At 67.8% G+C, this 20,241-nt stretch carries 12 protein-coding genes; 5 read left to right on the forward strand and 7 right to left on the reverse strand.

Annotated elements, in window-relative coordinates; translation table 11 throughout:
* Window positions 1-6: 6 nt before the first annotated feature.
* From D0B54_RS06560 to D0B54_RS06570, 3 genes are all read right to left on the reverse strand, one after another.
* Window positions 7-9,342: a type I polyketide synthase gene (locus D0B54_RS06560; protein ID WP_117290344.1), complete on the reverse strand. Its 9,336-nt coding sequence runs from the start codon at window positions 9,340-9,342 to the stop codon at window positions 7-9.
* Between the two features lie 21 nt (window positions 9,343-9,363).
* Window positions 9,364-10,179, reverse strand: a complete 816-nt coding sequence (locus tag D0B54_RS06565) for a sulfatase-like hydrolase/transferase (RefSeq protein WP_117290346.1) — start codon at window positions 10,177-10,179, stop codon at window positions 9,364-9,366.
* 683 nt (window positions 10,180-10,862) lie between these two features.
* Window positions 10,863-11,513, reverse strand: coding sequence for a TetR/AcrR family transcriptional regulator (locus D0B54_RS06570; RefSeq protein ID WP_162932255.1), 651 nt, complete (start codon window positions 11,511-11,513; stop codon window positions 10,863-10,865).
* A 219-nt stretch (window positions 11,514-11,732) separates the two neighbouring features.
* On the opposite strand from D0B54_RS06570, the gene D0B54_RS06575 reads away from it, so the two are divergent.
* Window positions 11,733-12,335, forward strand: a complete 603-nt coding sequence (locus D0B54_RS06575; RefSeq protein WP_162932256.1) for a DUF4124 domain-containing protein — start codon at window positions 11,733-11,735, stop codon at window positions 12,333-12,335.
* A gap of 78 nt (window positions 12,336-12,413) precedes the next feature.
* On the opposite strand, the gene D0B54_RS06580 is transcribed toward D0B54_RS06575, so the two are convergent.
* From D0B54_RS06580 to D0B54_RS06595, 4 genes are all read right to left on the reverse strand, one after another.
* A complete protein-coding gene (locus D0B54_RS06580; RefSeq protein ID WP_162932257.1) occupies window positions 12,414-13,247 on the reverse strand; it encodes an SDR family NAD(P)-dependent oxidoreductase in 834 nt (277 codons plus the stop codon).
* A 288-nt stretch (window positions 13,248-13,535) separates the two neighbouring features.
* Complete coding sequence (gene zapE, locus D0B54_RS06585) at window positions 13,536-14,624, reverse strand: cell division protein ZapE (protein WP_117290354.1); 1,089 nt, start codon at window positions 14,622-14,624, stop codon at window positions 13,536-13,538.
* A 19-nt stretch (window positions 14,625-14,643) separates the two neighbouring features.
* A complete protein-coding gene (locus tag D0B54_RS06590) occupies window positions 14,644-15,960 on the reverse strand; it encodes a D-arabinono-1,4-lactone oxidase (RefSeq protein WP_117290356.1) in 1,317 nt (438 codons plus the stop codon).
* 73 nt (window positions 15,961-16,033) lie between these two features.
* Window positions 16,034-16,798 carry a lysophospholipid acyltransferase family protein gene (locus D0B54_RS06595; protein ID WP_117290357.1) on the reverse strand — a complete coding sequence of 255 codons (765 nt, stop codon included), beginning with the start codon at window positions 16,796-16,798 and terminating at the stop codon, window positions 16,034-16,036.
* 19 nt (window positions 16,799-16,817) lie between these two features.
* Between D0B54_RS06595 and xerD the strand changes: the two genes are divergently transcribed.
* The 4 genes from xerD (at window position 16,818) to D0B54_RS06615 (ending at window position 19,286) form a co-directional block, all read left to right on the forward strand.
* Window positions 16,818-17,744, forward strand: coding sequence for a site-specific tyrosine recombinase XerD (gene xerD / locus D0B54_RS06600; protein WP_240433563.1), 927 nt, complete (start codon window positions 16,818-16,820; stop codon window positions 17,742-17,744).
* 68 nt (window positions 17,745-17,812) lie between these two features.
* A complete protein-coding gene (locus D0B54_RS06605; protein ID WP_162932258.1) occupies window positions 17,813-18,562 on the forward strand; it encodes a DsbC family protein in 750 nt (249 codons plus the stop codon).
* 168 nt (window positions 18,563-18,730) lie between these two features.
* Window positions 18,731-19,006 (forward strand): BrnT family toxin, encoded by a 276-nt coding sequence (locus D0B54_RS06610; RefSeq protein WP_117290363.1) that lies wholly within the window; start codon window positions 18,731-18,733, stop codon window positions 19,004-19,006.
* On the forward strand, window positions 18,990-19,286 hold the full coding sequence (locus D0B54_RS06615) for a BrnA antitoxin family protein (RefSeq protein WP_117290365.1): 297 nt from the start codon (window positions 18,990-18,992) through the stop codon (window positions 19,284-19,286). Before D0B54_RS06610 ends, D0B54_RS06615 begins: the two co-directional genes overlap by 17 nt.
* Window positions 19,287-20,241: the final 955 nt, after the last annotated feature.

Here is a 20,241-nt window from a genome sequence, read left to right on the forward strand (position 1 = left end):
CCTTGCTCATGCACGATCCGGAGAGGAAGGATTGGACTTCACGGTCGCCGCCGCCTGGCCGCCGAGGCGGTTCAGCGCCGCGCTCATGGTGGCCTCGCAGTGGCGCATCTCCAGCCGCACGCGGCCGGCCTCGTCCAGGTACAGCGCGTCGTAGACCATCGCCGCGTCATGCGGCGCCGGCAGCAGGCGCAGCGCCAGGCGCAGCGCCTTCGGCAGCGGCTCGCTGCCATAGCGGCGCACCGTGGCGAAGCTGGACGGCAGGGCGGTCATGTTGCGGTTGAGCCGCGACCAGACGATCGCCATCTGCGGTGCCACGTCGCAGAGGCCGGGGTCGAACAGCCAGTTGCCGGAGGCATTGGCCAGCCATTCGCCCGGCAGGCTCGGGCGCACGCGCGCGTCGAGGCCGCCCGGCGCCACCAGCGGGATGTCGCTGGCGAGCTGGAAGCGCGGACCGTGGAACAGGAAGTGGGCGTAGGCGTCGGTGGCGGCGAAGGGCTTGCCGCCCGCCAGCGCCTCGACGCCGATCACCGGGGCCTCCGGCATGGTCTGCGCCAGCACCGCCGTGGCACGGTAGAACGGCAGCTTCTTGGCCGGGTCGATCATCTCGACCGTGATGGTCTGGCCGTTGAGGTCGGAGTGCGAGGAGGCACGGGCGCGCAGCTGCACCGTGCGCTTGCCGCCGTTGACCTCGGGGTCGAGCATCACGCTGTTGAGCTGGCGCAGGTCGCGCATCTCCACCACCTGCCAGCCCGGCCAGGCCGCGGTGACGAACTGCGCCATCCACTCCAGTGCGCCGGTGGCGGGCAGCACGCCCTTGCCGTCGATGCGGTGATCCAGCAGATAGGGATCGGAGGACAGGCAGAACTCGTGGTCCAGCATCATGTTGCCGCCCGGGCCCATGCGCGGTGCGGCCTGCATCAGCGGCAGCCCGGTGGGCTGTGCGGCGGGCGCGGCGACGGGCGCCTCGTCGGCCTGGCTGCCCGGGCTGTACCAGGGACCGGCGCCGGCGACGATCTCGACGTCGTGGCGCGGACCGTAGGCGATTTCGTCGAGGAAGAAGCGGCGGCCCGAAGGCACCGGGATCGCCTCGATGCCGCGCTCCTTGAAGGCACGGCGTACGCCCTCGCTGGCCATGCCGGCATCCCAGGGACCCCAGTTGACGGCGATCACGCGGGTCTGCGGCCACTCGCGGTGCAGCTGCCAGGCGAGGCGATTCAATGTCTCGTTGGCGGCGGCATAGTCGCCCTGGCCACGGTTGCCGTAACGGCCGGCCACCGAGGTGAAGAAGGCCAGCAGCTTGAGGCTCTGCGGGCGCAGGCGCTGCGACAGCACGAAGGCGGCGTCGAGCTTGGTGCCGAGCACGCGCTCGAAGGACTCCGCCGTCTTGTCGACGAACAGCTTGTCCTCGATCACGCCGGCGCCGTGCAGCACGGCGTCGATGTTGCCGTACTTCGCATAGAGCTGGTCGATGAGCCCGCCGAAGGCCGCCTCGTCGCGCACGTCGCAGGCCAGGTACTCGACCTTGGCGCCGGCGGCGCTGAGCTTGGCCAGGTTGCCGCGGATTTCACGGTCCACCAGGATGCGCGAGACCTCGCGGTCGATCTCCACCGGCTTGGGCTTCTCGCCGCGCGCCAGGCGCAGCTTGAGCAGCGCGGCCTTGAGCTGGGCACCGTCGGCGTAGGCCGTGGTCTCGGCACTTTCGGCGCCCGGCACCGCGGTGCGGCCCAGCAGCACCAGGCGCATGCCCGGACGCACCAGTTCCTCGACGATCTCGGCGGTGATGCCGCGCGCGCCGCCGGTGACCAGCACCACCCAGTCGCCGCTCGGGACCACCGCGGCGGGGAAGGGGCTGGCAGTCAGCGTCTGGCTGGCGGTGGTGCTGCCGTGACGCACGCTGCCGACGTAGCCGACCTCGGGTTCGCGGCAATCCGTCGCCGTTTCGTCGGCCAGCAGGTGGGCGATGTCCTCGTCCTTCTGCCCGTCGAAGTCCACCGCGCGCATCAGCGCCTTGGGGTACTCCTGGCGCAGGCAGTTGAACAGGCCGTTGGCGGCGCCGCCGGAAGCGGCGCCGTTGCCCACGGAGTCGCGGCCGAAGCTGCCGCCGAAGCGGCTGGCGGCGATGACACGCACCGTCTCCAGGTCGCCGTCCAGGGCCTTGAGGGCGTGGTAGAGGCTGAGGGCGTCCGCCGAGTAGCGCGCCTTCCAGGCGGCCAGGTCGGCGATCTTGCGGCGGTCCAGGCCGTTGAGCTGCAGCAGCGCCCTGGCCGGGCCGTGCTTGGCGCGGGCGGCGGCGATGGCGGCACGCAGCTTGTCGGGTTCGCTTTCGCTGATGTGCACCGGCGTCATGCCTTGCGACTTCAGTTCCGTCAGCAGCAGCTTGGCCACCGGCAGGGAGCCGGCCAGGACCAGGGCCAGGCCGCTGAGCCTGGAGCCGGCGGGCGGCAGCGGGGCCGGGCGCGACTTCATGACATAGCGCGGCGTCGCGGCAACCGGTGCTGCCGGAGCGGCGGCCCTGGCGACGGCCGCGGTGGCCAGCGTGACGGTCGCGGTAGCCGGTGCCTGCAGCGTGTTCAGCGCCTGCAGGATCGCAGCCAGGGTCTTGGCCTTGGTGTAGCGCTCCATGCCGGCCTGCATCTGCGCGCCGAGTTCGGCGGGCAGGGCCTTCTGGAAGGCGCCGAGGATTTCCACGCGTTTGATCGAGTCGATGCCGAGGTCGGCTTCGAGATCGGCGTCCACGCCGAGCATTTCCGGCGGGTAGCCGGTGCGCTCGGCGACCACGCCGATGAGCAGCGCGGCGAAGTCGATCGCCACGGCCGGGGTGGCGGCGACGCGGGTGGACACCGTCACGGTCGGCGCGGGCGCCGGGGCGATGCGCTGCATCTCCGCGACGATCGCGGCCAGGGTCTTGGCCTTGGTGAAGCGTTCCATCGCGGCCTGCATCTGCGCGCCGGGTTCGGCGGGCAGGGCCTTCTGGAAGGCGCCGAGGATTTCCACGCGCTTGATCGAGTCGATGCCGAGGTCGGCCTCGAGATCGGCTTCCAGGCCGAGCATTTCCGGCGGGTAGCCGGTGCGTTCGGCGACGATGCTGGTCAGCAGCGCGGTGGTGTCGATCGCCGGTACCGCTGCGGCAACCGCTGCGGCGACATTGACGGTCACGGTGGCGGTGGGCGCGGCAGCCGGCGCCAGGCGCCGCAGCTCGGCCAGGATCGCGCTGAGCGTCTTGGCCTTGGTGTAGCGCTCCATGCTGCCCTGCATCTGCGCGCCGAGGTTGGCGGGCAGCGACTGCTGCAGGGCGCCGAGGATTTCCACGCGCTTGATCGAGTCGATACCCAGGTCGGCCTCGAGGTCGGCCTCCACGCCGAGCATCTCTGTGGGGTAGCCGGTGCGCTCGGCGACGATATTGATCAGCAGGCCGTTGTAGTCCACCGCGACGGCGGCGGGCGCGGCGACGTTGACCGTCACCGTGGCGGACGGGGCAGCCATGGCGGAGGGCGCCAGGCGCTGCAGCTCGGCCAGGATCGCGCTGAGCGTCTTGGCCTTGGTGTAGCGCTCCATGCTGCCCTGCATCTGCGCGCCGAGGTCGGCGGGCAGCGACTGCTGCAGGGCGCCGAGGATTTCCACGCGCTTGATCGAGTCGATGCCCAGATCGGCCTCGAGGTCGGCCTCCACGCCGAGCATCTCGGTGGGGTAGCCGGTGCGTTCGGCGACGATGTTGGTGAGCAGGCCGGCATAGTCCACGGCGATCGCGGCGGGCGCCGTCGTCACCTGCACCGCGACCGGCGCGGCCTGCGCCGGCACCAGGCGCTGCACCTCGGCGACGATGGCGCTGAGGGTCTTGGCCTTGGTGAAGCGTTCCATCACCGACTGCATCTGCGCGCCGGTTTCGCCCGGCAGCGCCTTCTGCATCGCGCCGAGGATTTCCACGCGCTTGATCGAGTCGATGCCCAGGTCGGCCTCGAGGTCGGCATCCATGCCGAGCATCTCGGTGGGGTAGCCGGTGCGCTCGGCGACGATCGCCAGCAGCATTTCGCGGGCATCGAAGGCCGGCACGGCGGCGGCACGTGCGACCGGGGCGGCGGCGACGGGCATCGCGCGCTGTACCGGCAGCGCCATCGGCGCCGCGGCGGCCGGCATGGCCGGAGCCTGCATCGCGGGCAGGGTCATCGCCGGCATCTGCAGCGGCATGGCCGCGGGCATGGCGGCCGGCATCGTGCCGGGCGCAGCACCGCCGAGGAACTGCTGCACCACGCGCTCCTGCAGGCTCAGGAACTGGCGCATGGTCTGCTGGTAGGCCACCAGGGCTTCGCTGCTCAGCGCCTGCGACGGCGCCTGCATCATCGGCATCTGGCCGGGGACCTGGCCCGTCATGGGCATCGCGCCGGCCATCGGCTGCGGCGCGGCGGCCGGGCGCGGCAGCGAGGCCAGCAGCTTGTCGGTCTGCGCCTTGCGGGCGACGGCGGAGCTGGCCTGTGTCAGCGCCGGCTGGCTGCCGGTACGGACCTGCGGATCGTCGATCGGGCGGGCACAGCCGCCACTGAGCAGCCACAGGTGCTTGGGCAGCACGCGCGGCTTGGCCAGGTCGGCCAGCTGGGTGTTGTCGAGCAGTGCCAGGTCGCGGTTGGCGAACAGCGCCGAGGGCTGCCAGGCCACGCCGGCCACGAACAGTTCGGCCAGGCCCAGCAGCAGGCCACGCAGGCCGCCGCCGTTGCCGTCCAGCGCGATCGCCTGCGCGTCCTTGCCGGCCAGCGTCTGCTTGGCCATGTTGGAGCAGATGCCCTTGGGGCCCAGTTCCAGGAATACGCGGCTGCCGGCGGCATGCATCGCCTCGATCTCGGCGACGAACTCGACGCTGCTGAGCATGTGCCCGTCGAGCAGGGCCTGCATCGCGGTCGGCTTGGCCGGGTAGGGCTTGGCGGTCTGGTTGGAATACACCGTCAGCTGCGGCGCAGCGAACTTGGTGGCGCTGATCGCCGCGGACAACGCGGCCTTGGCGCCGGCCACCAGCGGGGTATGGAAGGCGCCGGAGACCGGCAGCAGCGTCGCGCGCAGCCCGGCGGCACCGAGCTTCTGCGCCGCCGCCTCGACCTGGGCCCGCGGCCCGGAGATCACGCACTGCTCGGGCGCATTGTGGTTGGCGATGGTGACGCCGGCGTATTCGGTGATCTGCGCCGCGACCAGTTCACGACGACCCTGGACGGCCGCCATGCCGCCGGGCTCGGAGGTGCTGGAGGCTTCGGCCATGGCACGGCCACGGACCGCCGACAGGTGCAGGAACTCGGCCTCGGTGATGGTGCCGGCGGCCAGCAGCGCGGTGTACTCGCCGTAGGAATGACCGGCGGCGGCGCTGGCTTCCAGGCCCAGGCGCTTGGCCAGGCGCAGGTAGCCCATCGACAGCGTGCCGATGGCCGGCTGCGCCACGCGCGTGTCGGTCAGGGCGCGGGTCTGCGCGGTCTCGGTGGCGTCGTCGAAGGCGGCCGGCGGCAGGACGATGCTGGACAGCGCCTGCGGCAGTGCCGCCTGCAGCTCGCGGTCGGCGAACTCCATCGCCTCGCGCAGTTCGTCGACGAACAGCGCGACCTCGCGGCCCATGTTGGTGTGCTGCGCGCCCTGGCCCGGGAACAGGAAGGCCAGCGACGGTGCAGTGACAGGCAGGCTGGCGTTGTAGCGGATGCCCGGCGTCAGCGGCTTGCCTTCGCGCAAGTGCGCCAGGGCCGCGTCGATGTCGCGGGCCAGGCCGGCGAGGTCGGTGGCGACGATCGCCAGCGCCGTACCGCCGTTGCGGGTTTCCGCCTGCTTGGCCAGCGTGAACGCCAGCTCCGACAGGCCGACGCGGCTGCCGGCTTCGAGCCGGGGCCGCAGCGTTTCCAGTTCCTTGACCAGTGCAGCCTTGTCGGCGGCGCGGAACAGGCACAGCTCCAGGGGCCAGCGCTGCGCGCCGGCGATACCGCCCTGGTGGCCGTACTCCTCGAGCACGGCGTGGAAATTGGTGCCGCCGAAACCGAAGGCGGAAGCGCCGGCGCGGCGCGGGTGGTCCGCGTGCGCGACCCAGGGACGCGGCTCCTTCAGCAGGTAGGCGGCGGAGGCCGGATCAGCCAGGGTGTCGATCGGCTTCTCGACGCCGACATGCGCCGGCAGCACGCGGTGGTGCAGCGCCAGCGCGACCTTGACCATGCCGGCGACGCCGGCGGCGGCCTTGGTGTGGCCCAGCAGGGTCTTGACCGAGCCCAGCGCCACCGAGCGCGGCGCGGCTGCTTCCGCGGCCAGCGCACGGGTGATGGTCTGTGCCTCGGCACGGTCGCCGACGGCGGTGCCGGTGCCATGGGCCTCGATCAGGCCCAGTGTCGCCGGCGAGAAGCCGGCCTTGGCGTAGGCGCGGTGCAGCGCGCGCACCTGGCCTTCGCTGCGCGGCGCGGTCAGGCCCAGGGCCTTGCCGTCCGAGGAACCGGCGGTGGACTTGATGACGGCGTAGATGCGGTCGCCGTCGCGCTCGGCATCGGCCAGGCGCTTGAGCACGGTGATGACCACGCCCTCGGAGATCGCGATGCCGTCGGCGTTCTCGTCGAAGGTCTTGGGCTTGCCGCTGGGCGACAGCGCCTGGGTCTTGGCGAAGGTGGTGAAGCCGTAGGCCGACTGGGTGGTGTCGAAGCCGCCCGCCAGCACCATCGAGCTGCGGCCGGTTTCCAGTTCGTTGACCGCCATGCTGATCGCGGCCAGGGATGAGGCACAGGCAGCATCCACCGTGAGGTTCACGCCGCCGAAGTCCATGCGGTTGGCGACGCGGCCGGCGGCGACGTTGGGCAGCACGCCGGCGAAGGACTCCTCGGTCCATTCCGGCAGGCGGTCCCAGACGTCGTCGCTGATGTTCTCGATGAAGCGCGGCAGCTCGGCGCGCACGCCGTACTGCAGGCCCAGTTCGCCCGCGCCACCGCTGCTGCCCAGGATCACCGAGGTGGTTTCGCGGTCGAAGCCGCCCTTGGTGTAGCCGGCGTCGTCCAGCGCGCGGCTGGCGGCCTCCAGCGTCAGCAGCTGCATCGGGTCGATCGACTTCATCGACTTCGGCGGAATGCCGAAGCGCGTCGGGTCGAAGTGGATCTCCTCGAGGAAGCCGCCCCAGCGCGAGTAGATCTTGTCGCGGGTCTTGCGGTTCTCGTCGAAGAACAGGCGCCAGTCCCAGCGCGATTCCGGCGTCTCGCGGATCACGCTGACCTTGTGCAGGACGTTGTTCCAGTACTCGTGGGCGTCGTTGGCCTTGGGCAGCACCACGCCGATGCCGACGATGGCGACGTCCGAGGGCTTGAGCACCGGCTTCATCACCGCGGGCGTCGGCGCGGCCTTCTCCAGCAGCACGTGGGCGCCGTGGCAGACGTCCTGGTGCAGCTCCTCGATGCCGAGGGTGGCGTCGCGCAGCGTCGCCACCTGGCCGATCATGTACATGCCGTCGGCCAGCTGCCTGTCGGCGGCCACGGTGACGACCTTGCCGGTCTCGTCGCGGTTCATGCCCTTGGAGGCGACGCGCAGGCGGCCGAGGTTGAGGTCCTCGAGGATGTCGCGGATCTCCTCGGCGCTCTTGCCCTCGCGGATCAGCTCGCGGCGCTGGTTGAAGAAGTCGTCGGCGAACTGCGTCGCCGCGCAGCGCGTGGAGTGGCCCGGGCCGGTCTCCAGGTTGCGCGTGCGCTCGCAGGCCACGGCCTGCTCCTGGAAGCCCTCGACCACGGCGCCGGAGCGCACGATTTCCTGGGTGAACAGGTAGGCCGTGCCCATCAGGGCGCCGACCTTCATGCCGCGCGCCGCCAGCGGCGCGGTCATCGCCGCCACCATCGCGCCGGAACGGGCGTCGTGGATGCCGCCGGCGAACAGGACGTGCACGTCCTTCTCTTCGCCCGGCTTCACCTGGTCCAGCAGCACCTCGATCATCTCCTCCCACAGCACGAAGCTGGCGAGGGGGCCGATGTGGCCGCCGCACTCACGGCCTTCGAACACAAAGCGCCGCGCGCCCTGCTCGAGGTACATCTTCAGCAGCGCCGGGGCCGGCGCATGGATATAGGTCTTGATACCGCGCTTCTCGAACTCCGCGGCCTGGTCGGGGCGGCCGCCGGCGATCAGCGCGAACGGCGGCTTGCACTTCCAGATCTCGGCGCACTGCTCTTCGCGCAGCGCGTGCGGGATGAAGCCCAGCATGCCGACACCCCAGGGCAGGTCGCCGCAGAGCTCACGGGTCTTTTCCAGCATCTCGCCGACCTGCGGGCCGCGCATCAGCGCCAGCGCCAGGAAGGGCAGGGCGCCGCCCTTGGCCACATCCATGGCGAACTCGGGGCTGTCGGAGACGCGGGTCATCGGACCCTGCGCCAGCGGGAAGCGCGTGCCGTGCGACTGGGCGAGCGGGCCGCCGGCATCCAGGAAGCGCAGCTGCGCGGCCTGGTCGATGTGCTTGAGGCTGGAGCGGCGGATCGCCTGCACCAGCTTGCCGACCGTGCGGAAGCGGTCGCGGAAGCCCGCGGCCAGGCCGATGCCCTGGCCCAGCGGGATCAGCTGGCTGCCGTCGCCGGCCCAGCCCACCTGGGCGAGGATGCGCTCGCGCCACTGTTCCAGCGTCAGCAGGCCGCCTTCGACCTGGCGGCTGTCTTCTTCGGCCTGCTTGAGCGCCGGCGAGCCCGGTCGGGCATAGACGCGGCAGGTCTGGTCCACCAGCTCGCCGAACAGCCTGGTTTCGGCGCCGTTGAGGCGCGCGAACTCGGACTGCTGCTGCGGCGCCAGCGGCGACTCGGCCAGCAGCAGCAGCTGGTCGTCCAGCACCACACCGGCGGCACCGGCGGCGCGGCAGGCGGCGGCGGAATGCACGCCGATACCGCCCTGCACGAACATCGGCAGCTTGCTGCGTTCGGCCAGTTTCTGCAGCAGGATGTAGCTGGTGTATTCGCCGACCCAGCCGCCGGACTCGTGGCCACGCACCACCAGGCCATGGAAGCGGTTGCCCAGCTCCGGCAGGGCCGCGGCTTCGGAAATCTCCGCCAGCAGGCGATCCTGCTTGCGCGCGCCGATGGTCTTGGCCAGGTGGCCGAGGCCGGCAGCGGGGCCGCCCAGGACCAGCGTCAGTGCGCGGTCGCCGGCACGGGCCAGCAGGGTCTTGCCCAGCTCCGCCTGCGCGGCGGTGAGGCGCAGGCCGATCCGGCCGCGACCCGCTTCCTGCAGCAGGCGCAGGAACTGCGCCTGCGCGGCGGCCGCGTCGGCGCAGAACTCGAGATTGATCAGGCCGGTGCCGGAGGCACGCGCCACCGCGGTCGCCAGCGCCGGGGTCGGCAGGCTGGCCGGGCTCAGGCCCAGGATTTCAAAAGAGCTGGTCATGGCGGTTCCGTGCCTCGCTGATTAACGCTTCTTGCCTTCGAGAAAAGGTATTTCCATGACCTTTTCGTGCACGATCGGGCCGTGGCCGAAGAAACCGCCTTCGCCGAAGCACTCGCCGTGGTCCGCGGTGATGATGAAATGCGTCCCGGCCGGGGCCTTTTCGATCAGGCCCTCCAGCACGGTATCGACGTACTCCACCGTCTTGATCTGCTGCTTGTGCAGCGACTTCATCTGCTCGTCGTCGAAGAACTTGTCTTCCGAGCCTTCGCCGAGGTTGTCGTCCATGTGCTTGAACACGCCGTGCACGCCGGAGATGTGCGGCAGGTCCTTGCCGTCCAGCATGTAGGGGTAGTGGGTCTCGCCCAGGTTCAGGAAGTAGAACTGCGGCTCGTCGTCGTAGAAGTCGATTTCCTTGACCATGCCGGCGAAATCGTTGTGATTCGCCATCAGCTTGTATTCGTCGAAGTGCTTGTTCATGTGCGAGGTCGGGTTCAGCACCGGCATCGACACCTTGGCGTTGGTGCGGTAGCCGTGCTGCTTCAGCACATTGGGCAGCGACAGCTGCGGCACGAAGGACTTGAACGACAGGCCATCCACGCCCAGCCGGTCCACCCACTTGGAGAACTCCTTCTTGTAGACCTCCGAGGCGAACACCCCCTGGGGGTTGTCGTGCGGGGTCATGCCCATCAGGTAGGTGTAATGGGAGGGAGAGGTCCAGGATGCATATGAATAACGCTTCAGGCCTTCACCGAAATAATCCATGCTCGGCGTCCGTGCCTGCTTGTAGCTGTCGAAACGGCAGCTATCCATGACGATGAAGACGAGGTTGTTGCTCATGTGGGGGAGACGAATGGCCTGAAAGGAGAAGTGCTGGAAAGGGCTTGGCGGCTATAGCCGCTCGGATTTGAGGTCGCGAGTGACTTTAGGCGTCGTAAGGCTGCGGCGCTGTAAGAGGAATGTGACAGGCGACGACCGGCTTTACCGACAGAATCGGCCGGGAACGCGGCTCTCCCGCAGGGCGGGAAGAGGCGGCGGCAGGGCGGGCGCGGGTGGCTCAAGGTGACGAGAATTGTCAGCCGTGAACAAATCCTGCGGAGCCCGGGGGCGATGGACGGCGGAGTTGCGCGGTATGGCGGACCGGTTGCGCGCGGATGCTGCCCGTTGGGCGCCGGTACCCTGCATGTTGCAGGAAATATGGAGATCGGTATCGATCTCCTGCTTATCACACGCGACGATGCCCGCATCGTCGGCCATTTTCGCCGATGACTTCATGGTCCCATCCTCCGCCAGCTCTATAAACTTATAATTTATCCGCCAAGTATAGGCAGGCCTGCGAGCATTTTCATGACGCAGCGCACTAATCCAGAGCGGGCCCGTCTGTTCCGGGCACAGAGTTATCAGCAAGGGACGCGCCATCCCCGGGCAGTGGCCCGGCGGTCAATCCGGCCGGGGAGCCAGCAACGAAAAAGGCGCGCAGCGGCCGGGCCGCTGCGCGCCTTTTCAGGCGACCGGAAGAAACTTCAGGCGGCGATAGCCCGCGCCGGGGTCTGGCTGCGGGCCGCGGTCACGCCGCCCAGCGCCATCAGCAGGCCGATACGGATGGCCTCTTCCTCGGACGGCTCCTCGGTCAGCAGGCGGCGGTTGGCCAGGGACAGCAGCATGCCGACGATGGCCTGCGACAGCGACACGCGGGTCTGGTCGTTGATGCCGGGGGCGGCGACCAGTTCCTCGGCGACGGCCTGCTCCAGGTGTCCGTAATAGGACAGCACCAGGCGGTCGGCATTCTCGCTGACGTCATGGCCATGGCGGTACCAGGCCAGGAAGCCGTCGCGATCGGCCAGCGACTGCTCGAGGATGAAGCTGACCACGGTGCGCAGGGAGGCGGCCAGGTCGCGGCTGCGCTCGGACTTGAGCCTGGCCTTGAGCGCCTGCAGGCCTTCGCGCACCGGCTCGAAGTGGCCCTTGAGCACGGTCAGCAGCGCTTCTTCCTTGTCGGTGAAGTGCACATAGAAGGTACCGACGGCGACACCGGCCTCCCGGGTCACGTCGCTGACCTGGGTACGGCCGTAGCCGACGGCGGCGAAGCACTTGGCGGATGCGCGCATCAACTGGGCGCGGGTCTCCTCCGGAGCGTGCTTGCGACGTTTTTTGGCTTCGATCGGCTGCAGCATGGACATCCCCTTCAGGCTCAATGTGACGACTGAGTCAGTATACCAAAGCCCCTCCATAAAAATGACTCGTTAGTCAGATTTTCCCATTCGCCTGAACAGGGGATGCATAAGTGAGGCAAATTGCCCAGAATGACCTACAAGGCAATGCACTCCGCAACTATTGTGGCTACACTGCCGAACATTAATTCGGACCATCCTGACGGATTCTTCGGACCTGCCATGCGCACTATCCTGCTTGCCTCAACTTTCCTCCTGGCCCTGGCTTCCGGCACTGCCCAGGCCGGGTATCGCTGCTCCAATGCCAACGGCATGATGGTGTACCAGGAGACGCCCTGCGCCGACGGTGTTGCGGCGCCAGTCTCCAAGCTGGTCACCGAAGAGCCGGGCCGCAGCGATTACAACTACCGCTTCCGGAAGAGCGCGCGCGAAGCCCGCGCCGACAGCCGTTACGGCAACAGCACCAACTACAACTACAATTTCAACTACAACAACTACGGCAGCAGCTACCGCAACAGGAACACCGGGCGTGACAACACGCAGGACTACCTGAACTACCGCGAGCAGCAGCGCCGGCAGGCCAAGTACGAGCAGCAGCGCGACATGGCCGCCGAGGAAAGCCGGCAGAACCGCAACCGTGCCGTCAGCCGCATCGACGAGGACCTGCGTGAACTGCGCGTGCAGCGTTCCAATGCCGGCAACAGCTATGAGCGCGGCAAGCTGGTCAACGAAGAGAACCGCCTGCGCCGCCGCCGCGCCGACATCGAGGGTGGCTACTACTACGGTGGCGACCGCGACGTGAACGTCGACATCTACAGCCGCTGATCCGCGGACAACAAAAAACCCGCCGGCATCGCGCCGGCGGGTTTTTTCGTTGCTGGCCGCTGGCCTGAGGGCTGGGACCTAGTTTTCGTCGGCGCGCAGCTTCTCCTGGGCCTTTTCCAGGCGGCGCTTGTAGAACTGGGCGAACAGTTTCAGCGCCGGCCCCGGCACCGCCGCGGTGGCCAGCAGGAAGCCGGTGGCCAGCGGGGTGGTGCGGCGGGCGGGGCGTTTGGCGATGGCGTCGAGGATCCAGCCGGCGGCCTCGGCCACTTCCATCTGCGGCAGGTATTTGTAGACCTTGGTCGGCTCGGTCATCGCCGTCTTGACCAGGGGGTAGTTGATCGTGGTGGCGTCGATGCCGTGTTCGGCCAGCTCGATGCGCATCGAGCGGGTGAAGGCGTCCAGCGCCGCCTTGCTGGCCAGGTAGGCGGCGAAGCGCGGCGTGCTCATCAGTGCAGCAACGCTGGAGACGTTGATGACGTGGCCGTCGCCCTGCTCGCGGAAGCGCGGCAGCAGGTTGAGCGCCATGCGCACGGCGGCGAAGTAGTTGATCTGCATCGTCCGCTCGAAATCGTGCATGCGGCCGACCGATTCGATCAGCGGCCGGCGGATCGAGCGCCCGGCATTGTTGACCAGCACGTCGAGGCGCGGGTGCTCGGCCATCAGCCTGGCGCAGCAGTCGTCCACCGACTGCGCATCCGCCAGGTCCGTGGGATAGATGTGCGCCTCGCCGCCCTCGGCCTGGATCTCGGCCTGGACGCTGAGCAGTTCCTCCTCGCGGCGGGCGATCAGGCAGACCACGGCGTCGCGGCGGGCCAGCTGGCGCGCGGCCTCGGCGCCGATGCCGCTGGAGGCCCCGGTGATGACGATGGTCTTGCCGATGAAGCTCTGTACGGGCGATGAAGCGGCGCTCATGACACGAAATCCCTTGGTGATCCCCGAAAAATAATGCAGACCTGATTCGCCCGTCATGTCCCTGACGTCAGCGATCGCTGTCTGTGCGGCACTGGTAATCGCCGGACCTGACGCCAGCCCTCAGGCGGGGTGTCGGGATGCGGCGGGCGGGATTTTACGGCTTGGCGGGGCACCGTGGGTTGGTAGATTCGTCCCGGCCTGGAAAGGGGCTCTTCCTGTGTAGCCGGTAGGGTGCGCACCGCGCACCTTGGATCTTGGCTGAGCCCCGCCGCGTGCGCGATGCGCACCTTACGGCAAATGCGGCCGCGCCAGATACTCCTCGGATTGCATCTCGGTCAGGCGCGACTGCGTGCGCTGGAACTCGAACTTGAGCTTGTCGCCGGCGTACAGCTCCGCCTGCGGCACCTCGGCGGCAATGATCAGCTTGACCGCGCGGTCGTAGAACTCGTCCACCAGGTTGATGAAGCGCCGCGCCGCGTCTTCCGTGAACACGGTCAGCTTCGGCACCCGCGACAGCAGCACGGCGTGGTGGGTGCGCGCCAGCTCGATGTAGTCGGCGGCGCCGCGCGGGCCTTCGCAAAGCGCGGCGAAGTCGAACCAGGCGACGCCGTCGGCCAGGCGGCGGGCGTGGATCGTGCGGCCGTGGACCTGCATGTCGACGTCCTTGCGGCACTTGTCCGGCGCCAGTTCGTCGAACCACTGCTTCAGGTTGGTCTCGGCAGCCGCGTCGCAGGGATGGTGGTAGATCTCGGCGTGCGTCAGCGTGCGCAGGCGGTAGTCGATGCCGCCATCGACGTTGAGCACGCCGACATAGTGCTTGAGCGTGTCGATGAAGGGCAGGAAGTTGGCGCGCTGCAGGCCGTTCTCGTAGAGCCTGTCGGGCGGGATGTTGCTGGTGGCCACCAGCGTCACGCCGGCCTCGAACAGCGATTCGAACAGGCGGCCGAGGATCATGGCGTCGGCGATGTCGGAGACGTAGAACTCGTCGAAGCACAGCACCCGCGCCTCGTCGGCGAACTCCGCGGCGACCAGCTTCAGCGGGTCCTGCTCGTTGGGGTACTTGCGGCGCCGCTCGTGGACTTCGAGCATGAAGCGGTGGAAGTGCGTGCGGCGCTTGCGGGTGAACGGCAGCGACTCGTAGAACGCATCCATCAGGTAGGTCTTGCCGCGCCCGACGCCACCCCAGAAGTACAGGCCCGGCACCGCCGGCCAGCGCCGCTTGGACAGGCCGAACAGGCGCTTCGGCGGGTTGGCCAGCAGTGCCTCGTAGACGCCGTGCAGGGCGTCCACCGCCTGCGCCTGCGAGGCGTCGCGGCTGAAATCGCTGCGCTGCAGGTCGCGGTCGTAGCGCTGGCGGGGAGTGAGGGGCTTGGTCATGGCGGGAAGTGCTTCGCGCCTACCTGCGGTGGATATCGAAAAGGGCCGAGAGATGCGGGTTCAGGAACAGGCCGCGCGGGTCCATTTCCTGGCGCAGCTGGCGGAAGTCGTCGAAGCGCGGGTACAGCGAGCGCAGTTCGTGCGCGGTCTTGTCGTGCTGCTTGCCCCAGTGCGGGCGGCCGTCGTTGCGGTCGAAGATGTCGCTGACCGCTGCGAAGTAGTCCTCGTAGGGCATGCCGCGGTACATGTGCACCGCGACGTAGGCGGAGTCGCGCTGGTAGGACGGCGACAGCCACAGCGGGTCGGCCTGGACGAAGCTGACGTGCAGGGGGAAATGCACGCGGAAACGCAGCGCGCTGATCAGGCGGTCGATCTGGCGGATCACCGTCGGCAGCCGCTCCAGCGGAATGCTGTACTCGGTCTGGTGGTAGCGCAGCAGGCGCCGCGTGGTGAAGCCCTGGTGCGAGTCGCGCACGCTTGCCGAGACCGGCACGCGCTGCGCGGCGAAGCGGCTGATGCGCTCGCTCATCGCCGGCACGTGCCGCGCGGTCTCGGACAGGCCCCACATCAGGCCGTTCTCCAGCGCCAGGTCACGGGCCAGCTTGGCCGGCTGCCACAGGCTGGCCGGGCGGCGCGTGGTGTCCATGCACTTGATCTGCGCGGTTTCGCTGTAGGGAAACCAGTAGAACTCGAAGTTGCGGTAGCCGTGCAGGTATTCGTCGAGCCGCACCAGGGTTTCTTCCAGAGGCGCGCGGAAGCTCTGGCAGTGCAGGCGGTAGGCGTCCACGCACTGCAGTTCCACATGCGTGATCACGCCCAGCGCGCCCAGCGACAGGGCGGCGGCGTCGAGCAGTTCGCCGCTGGTGTCGCGGGTAAGGGTCTTGACCGTGCCGTCGGCCACCACCAGCTTCAGGCCGGTGACCTGGGTCGACAGGCTGCCGAAGCCCAGGCCCGAGCCATGCGTGCCGGTGCTGATGGCGCCGGCCACGGTCTGCTCGTCGATGTCGCCGAGGTTGGCCAGCGCCAGGCCGCGCTCGAACAGCTGCGCGCCCAGTTCCTTGAGCGTGGTGCCGCCGCGTACCCACACCCGGCGGCGTTCCAGGTCGGCCGACTCGATGCCGCTGAAGTCGTCGAGCGACATCTGGTTTTCGTCGCTGTAGCACAGCGGCGAGAAGGAGTGGCCGCTGCCGATCGCGCGCAGGCGCTCGCCTTCCTCGGCACAGCGCAGCACCTCGGACTGGATTTCCTCGATGCCGAGGGGGTGGCTGCGGTGATGCGGATCGCAGCTCACGGAGCCGGACCAGTTCTGCCAGCGGTAGGTTCGTTTCAGCGCCATCGAGTCGGGGGGAGAGGGCGAGGGCCGGACCGCAGGCTGCGCGGACGGGGCGGCAAGGATAACGGATCGCCCGTCAGTCCGCCGCGCCGGCGGCGGACTCGGCGGCTTCGGCGGGATGCGCGTGCGCCCGGTCGGGTTCGCGGCATAGCCGCAGCACCGCGGCGCGCGCGGCGTCACGCAGGTGGTGGGCGGTATGGTTGGAACCGTCCGGCCGCACGGGCTCGGCCAGTTCCACCGTGACCGGGGCCCAGCGCGGCAGCCGGTTGCCGCCGCCGTAGACGCGGCGCGTGCCACGGATGCCGGCCGGCACCACCGGCACCCCGGCGCGCGCGGCGATCATGAAGGCGCCGTTCTTGAACGGCAGCAGGCCGGGATCGGCCTTGAAGGTGCCCTCGGGGAAGATCACGAAGCTTTCGCCTTCGCCCATGCGGCGGATCAGGGTGCGGGTCAGGGCCGCGGCGCTGCGGGCGTTGCCGCGGTCGACGAACTCCACGCCCATGCGCTTGAGCGTCCAGCCGGCCAGCGGCCAGTCGGCGGCGCCGTCCTGCACCATGAAGGTATAGCGGCGCGGCAGGGCGGCGGTGAGTACCAGGCCGTCGAGGTAGCTGGCATGGTTGCAGATCACCAGGGCCGGTGTCGCCGGCAGGTGCTGGCGGCCGCGCACGAACAGCGGCACGCCGATGCTGCCCAGCAGCACGCGCACGCCGAAGCGGCCGATCTCGCGGCGCAGCGCGGCGCCGGGCGCCAGGATCACGGTGAGGCAGACCAGGGGCAGCACCAGGATGAAGACCAGGAAGGCCAGCGGCGCGTAAACCAGGTCGAAGAGTCGTCTGAGCATGGGACGGTATTATAGGTGCGTGAATCCCAAAGACTTTGAAGAAGGTCTCGCCGAGGCGCCAGGCTTCGAGGACGAGGCCGCCATCGCCCGCTTCCTGGACCGCCTGTGGCTGGAGCGCGGCCTGGCCAAGAATACCCAGAGCAGCTATCGCTCGGACCTGGCCCTGTTCGCGCGCTGGCTGCTGCCGCGCGGCGGCGCGCTGACGACGGCGGCGGAGGCCGACATCAGGCAGTACCTGGCCGTGCGGCGGCTCAAGGCACGCTCGCAGGCGCGGCTGCTGTCGGCCCTGCGCCAGTTCTACCGCCACCTGCACGCCGACCGCCAGCGCCCGGACGACCCGACCGCGCGCCTGGAATCGCCCAAGCTGGGCCTGCGCCTGCCCAAGACCCTGGCCGAGTCCGACGTCGAGCGCCTGCTGGAGGCGCCGGACGTGGCGGACCCGCTGGGCCTGCGCGACCGGGCGATGCTGGAACTGATGTACGCCAGCGGCCTGCGCGTGTCGGAGCTGGTGCAGCTGCCGCTGCCGCGGATCGACCTGCGCCAGGGGGTGGTGCAGGTGCTGGGCAAGGGTGGCAAGGAGCGCCTGGTGCCGATGGGCGAGCCGGCGATGGAGTGGGTAGGCCGTTACCTGAAGGAGGCCCGCCCCGGGCTGCTGGAGCGCCAGGCCAGCGACTGGCTGTTCATCACCCGCCTCGGCGGGCTCATGAGCCGGCAGAATTTCTGGATGCTGATCAAGCGCTACGCCGCCCAGGCGGGCCTGAACCTGGCCCTCTCGCCCCATGGCCTGCGTCATGCCTTTGCCACGCACCTGCTGGAGCATGGCGCCGACCTGCGCGTCCTGCAGTCGCTGCTGGGCCACGCCGACCTGTCCACCACCCAGATCTACACCCACGTCGCCAAGGCGCGCCTGAAGGAACTGCATCGCCAGCACCACCCCCGCGGTTGATGTACGGCATTGAACGTCCCGCGGCGGTCTTTGTCATAATGCCCGCCTCCTCGCTGTCCGGACCCCCCATGAAACACCTGCTTTCCCTTGCCGCCTGCGCCCTGGTTCTGGGTGCCTGCACCGCCTGCGCCCAGGATTCCCAGGTTGACCGCGTCCAGAAGGCGCTGGCCAAGTCGCTGCCCGAGATCAAGAAGGAAGACATCCACGAGACCAGCGCTCCCGGCATCTACGAGATCAATGCCGGTGCGATCTACGCCTACGTCACTTCCGACGGCAAGTACCTGATCCAGGGCGACATGATGAATGTCGAGACCGGCGAGGAGATCACCGAGAGCCGTCGCCGCGGCTATCGCCTGGAGCGCATCGCCGCGCTGGGCGCGGACAGCACCATCGAGTTCTCTCCTGAGAAGCCGCGCCACGTGGTGACGGTGTTCACCGACATCGACTGCGGCTACTGCCGCAAGCTGCACTCCGAGATGAAGGAGTACAACGATGCGGGCATCGCGATCCGCTACGTGTTCTATCCGCGCGCCGGCCTGGGCTCGGACGCCTATCGCAAGGCCGAGGCGGTGTGGTGCTCGGACGACCGCAAGGCGGCGCTGACGGCCGCCAAGTCGGGCATGCCGCTGGTGAACGCCCGCCTGGATTGCCCCAACCCGATCGCACGCGACTGGCAGCTGGGCCAGGACCTGGGCCTCCGCGGCACGCCGATGATGGTGCTGCCGGATGGCGAAGTGGTGAACGGCTACGTGCCGGCACAGCAGTTGGCGATGCGCCTGGAAAATCCGCCGGCGCACGATGCGTTGATGCGGCAGTAAGCGCTGCCTTGCAGGAATGGAGAAAAGCCCGCTTCGGCGGGCTTTTTGTTTGTGTGCGAGCGGGCGTACGGGCAATGTCTTCCAGGCCCAATCCCCGAATCGGCAGGAGCCTGAACCGTCCGTCGGCGGACTCTTTCCACAAGTCCGTGTGCATGTTATACGTATATCATGCAATTTGAATGGGGCGACGAGAAGGCCGAACTCAACCTCGCCAACCACGGTATCTCATTCGAGGAAGCGCAAACCTGCTTCTACGATCCAGAGCAAGTCGCGTTTTATGACCCTGAGCACAGCGAGGATGAGGATCGTGAACTGCTGATCGGGCATTCCAGCAAGGGTCGCCTGCTGATCGTCAGCTACACCCTGCGGGAACCGCTCATCCGCCTGATCTCCGCTCGAAAAACCACCCGCCGGGAGGCCAGCACTTATGCGCAAGGAATATGATCTGAAAGCTTTGAAAGTGAAGCGTCGTGGCCCGTTGGCCAGTCTTCAGGCGCAGCCTGTGGATGCGACCAAGGTGCGCGTCACCATCGCGCTGGATCGCGATGTCGTCGAACACTACAAGCAGATCGCCAGCCAGCGCGGTGCGCTGCCGTATCAGACGCAGATCAATCAGGCGCTGCGCCAGGCCATCGACCAGGCGCCTGTGCAGGTGCTGAAAACCGAACTGCTCAAGGACAAGGAATTTATCCGTGCACTGGCACTCGAAGTAGCGCACGGCTGATGAGCCTTTGCGCGCTGCTCTGTAGATATGGAGAAAAGCCCACTTTGGCGGGCTTTTTGTTTGTGCGATGAGCCCGCCTGCAGCCTGGACGCAGTCCAGGGTGCCATCGGCTCGCAGCAAACCCGGATTGCATCCGGGCTACTCCGCTTCCGCGTGCGCGGTGCGAACCCTACGTCGACTAGTGCTCAGTAAAGGAGCAAATATCACCCTGTATGCAAAAGATTACTCCAGCACAAAGCATGGACGTAATTAGACATGCAATTAAGCAACCGGAAATGGTTCCTCAACATCATTGAGGCTGAGACGTTGATTTGCTTAGCCATCCAAGGACTTCTCTTTTGGGAAGGTCGCATGAAAGGAGTTGCCTTTCCTGAGCTTGAAACTGCTGCACTGATCGCCACGATGTTTAATTTCTCGATCTCTACATCGCTCATGTCAGAGTGCACGCGAGCATTGAAAGACTTTAAGTCGCAGCATGGATTTTTTCGGAGTGAGGTCAGGTTCTATTCATTGAATTTACGATGGTGTTCATGGCCCATTGCAATTGTTTCCTTTTCTTCGATATTAATATGTTTGATGCTTGCGCCCGAGCCGTGGCATGCCAATCCCTCTCACAAGAGTCAAGCATACTCAGAGAATTTCGCTCTCACAGCCGCCTTTTTTTGCGCCCTCGCACTGCCTGTACTTTCATCTGCGATAAGGATGCCTGGAACTTATAAGGCTGCATTAGAGACAGGACACTAAGACACTCCAGGCGCGGCCCTGCAAAAAACGGAACACTGAAGTGCCCCAGGTTTGTCCTATTTTTTCGTCCCCGGCGCACTATTTTAGTGTGCTGGGAATTCTGGACTCGGTTCTGCTGCTGCAGTTGACGGCGCCTTGTGCTACTAACCGACAAAATGGGTGCGCTTTGAAAATCTCGGCGTCATCGCAGACATCAAATTCATCGGGGGTT

Source organism: Solimonas sp. K1W22B-7, from assembly GCF_003428335.1.
In the GTDB taxonomy this organism is placed as follows: domain Bacteria; phylum Pseudomonadota; class Gammaproteobacteria; order Nevskiales; family Nevskiaceae; genus Solimonas_A.

Excerpts from the sequence above, each read along its gene's own strand:
- D0B54_RS06560 (WP_117290344.1), bottom strand. The coding sequence starts at position 9,342 with ATGACCAGCTCTTTTGAAATCCTGGGCCTGAGCCCGGCCAGCCTGCCG.
- D0B54_RS06565 (WP_117290346.1), bottom strand. The coding sequence starts at position 10,179 with ATGAGCAACAACCTCGTCTTCATCGTCATGGATAGCTGCCGTTTCGAC.
- D0B54_RS06570 (WP_162932255.1), bottom strand. The coding sequence starts at position 11,513 with ATGCTGCAGCCGATCGAAGCCAAAAAACGTCGCAAGCACGCTCCGGAG.
- D0B54_RS06575 (WP_162932256.1), top strand. The coding sequence starts at position 11,733 with ATGCGCACTATCCTGCTTGCCTCAACTTTCCTCCTGGCCCTGGCTTCC.
- D0B54_RS06580 (WP_162932257.1), bottom strand. The coding sequence starts at position 13,247 with ATGAGCGCCGCTTCATCGCCCGTACAGAGCTTCATCGGCAAGACCATC.
- zapE (WP_117290354.1), bottom strand. The coding sequence starts at position 14,624 with ATGACCAAGCCCCTCACTCCCCGCCAGCGCTACGACCGCGACCTGCAG.
- D0B54_RS06590 (WP_117290356.1), bottom strand. The coding sequence starts at position 15,960 with ATGGCGCTGAAACGAACCTACCGCTGGCAGAACTGGTCCGGCTCCGTG.
- D0B54_RS06595 (WP_117290357.1), bottom strand. The coding sequence starts at position 16,798 with ATGCTCAGACGACTCTTCGACCTGGTTTACGCGCCGCTGGCCTTCCTG.
- D0B54_RS06605 (WP_162932258.1), top strand. The coding sequence starts at position 17,813 with ATGAAACACCTGCTTTCCCTTGCCGCCTGCGCCCTGGTTCTGGGTGCC.
- D0B54_RS06610 (WP_117290363.1), top strand. The coding sequence starts at position 18,731 with ATGCAATTTGAATGGGGCGACGAGAAGGCCGAACTCAACCTCGCCAAC.
- D0B54_RS06615 (WP_117290365.1), top strand. The coding sequence starts at position 18,990 with ATGCGCAAGGAATATGATCTGAAAGCTTTGAAAGTGAAGCGTCGTGGC.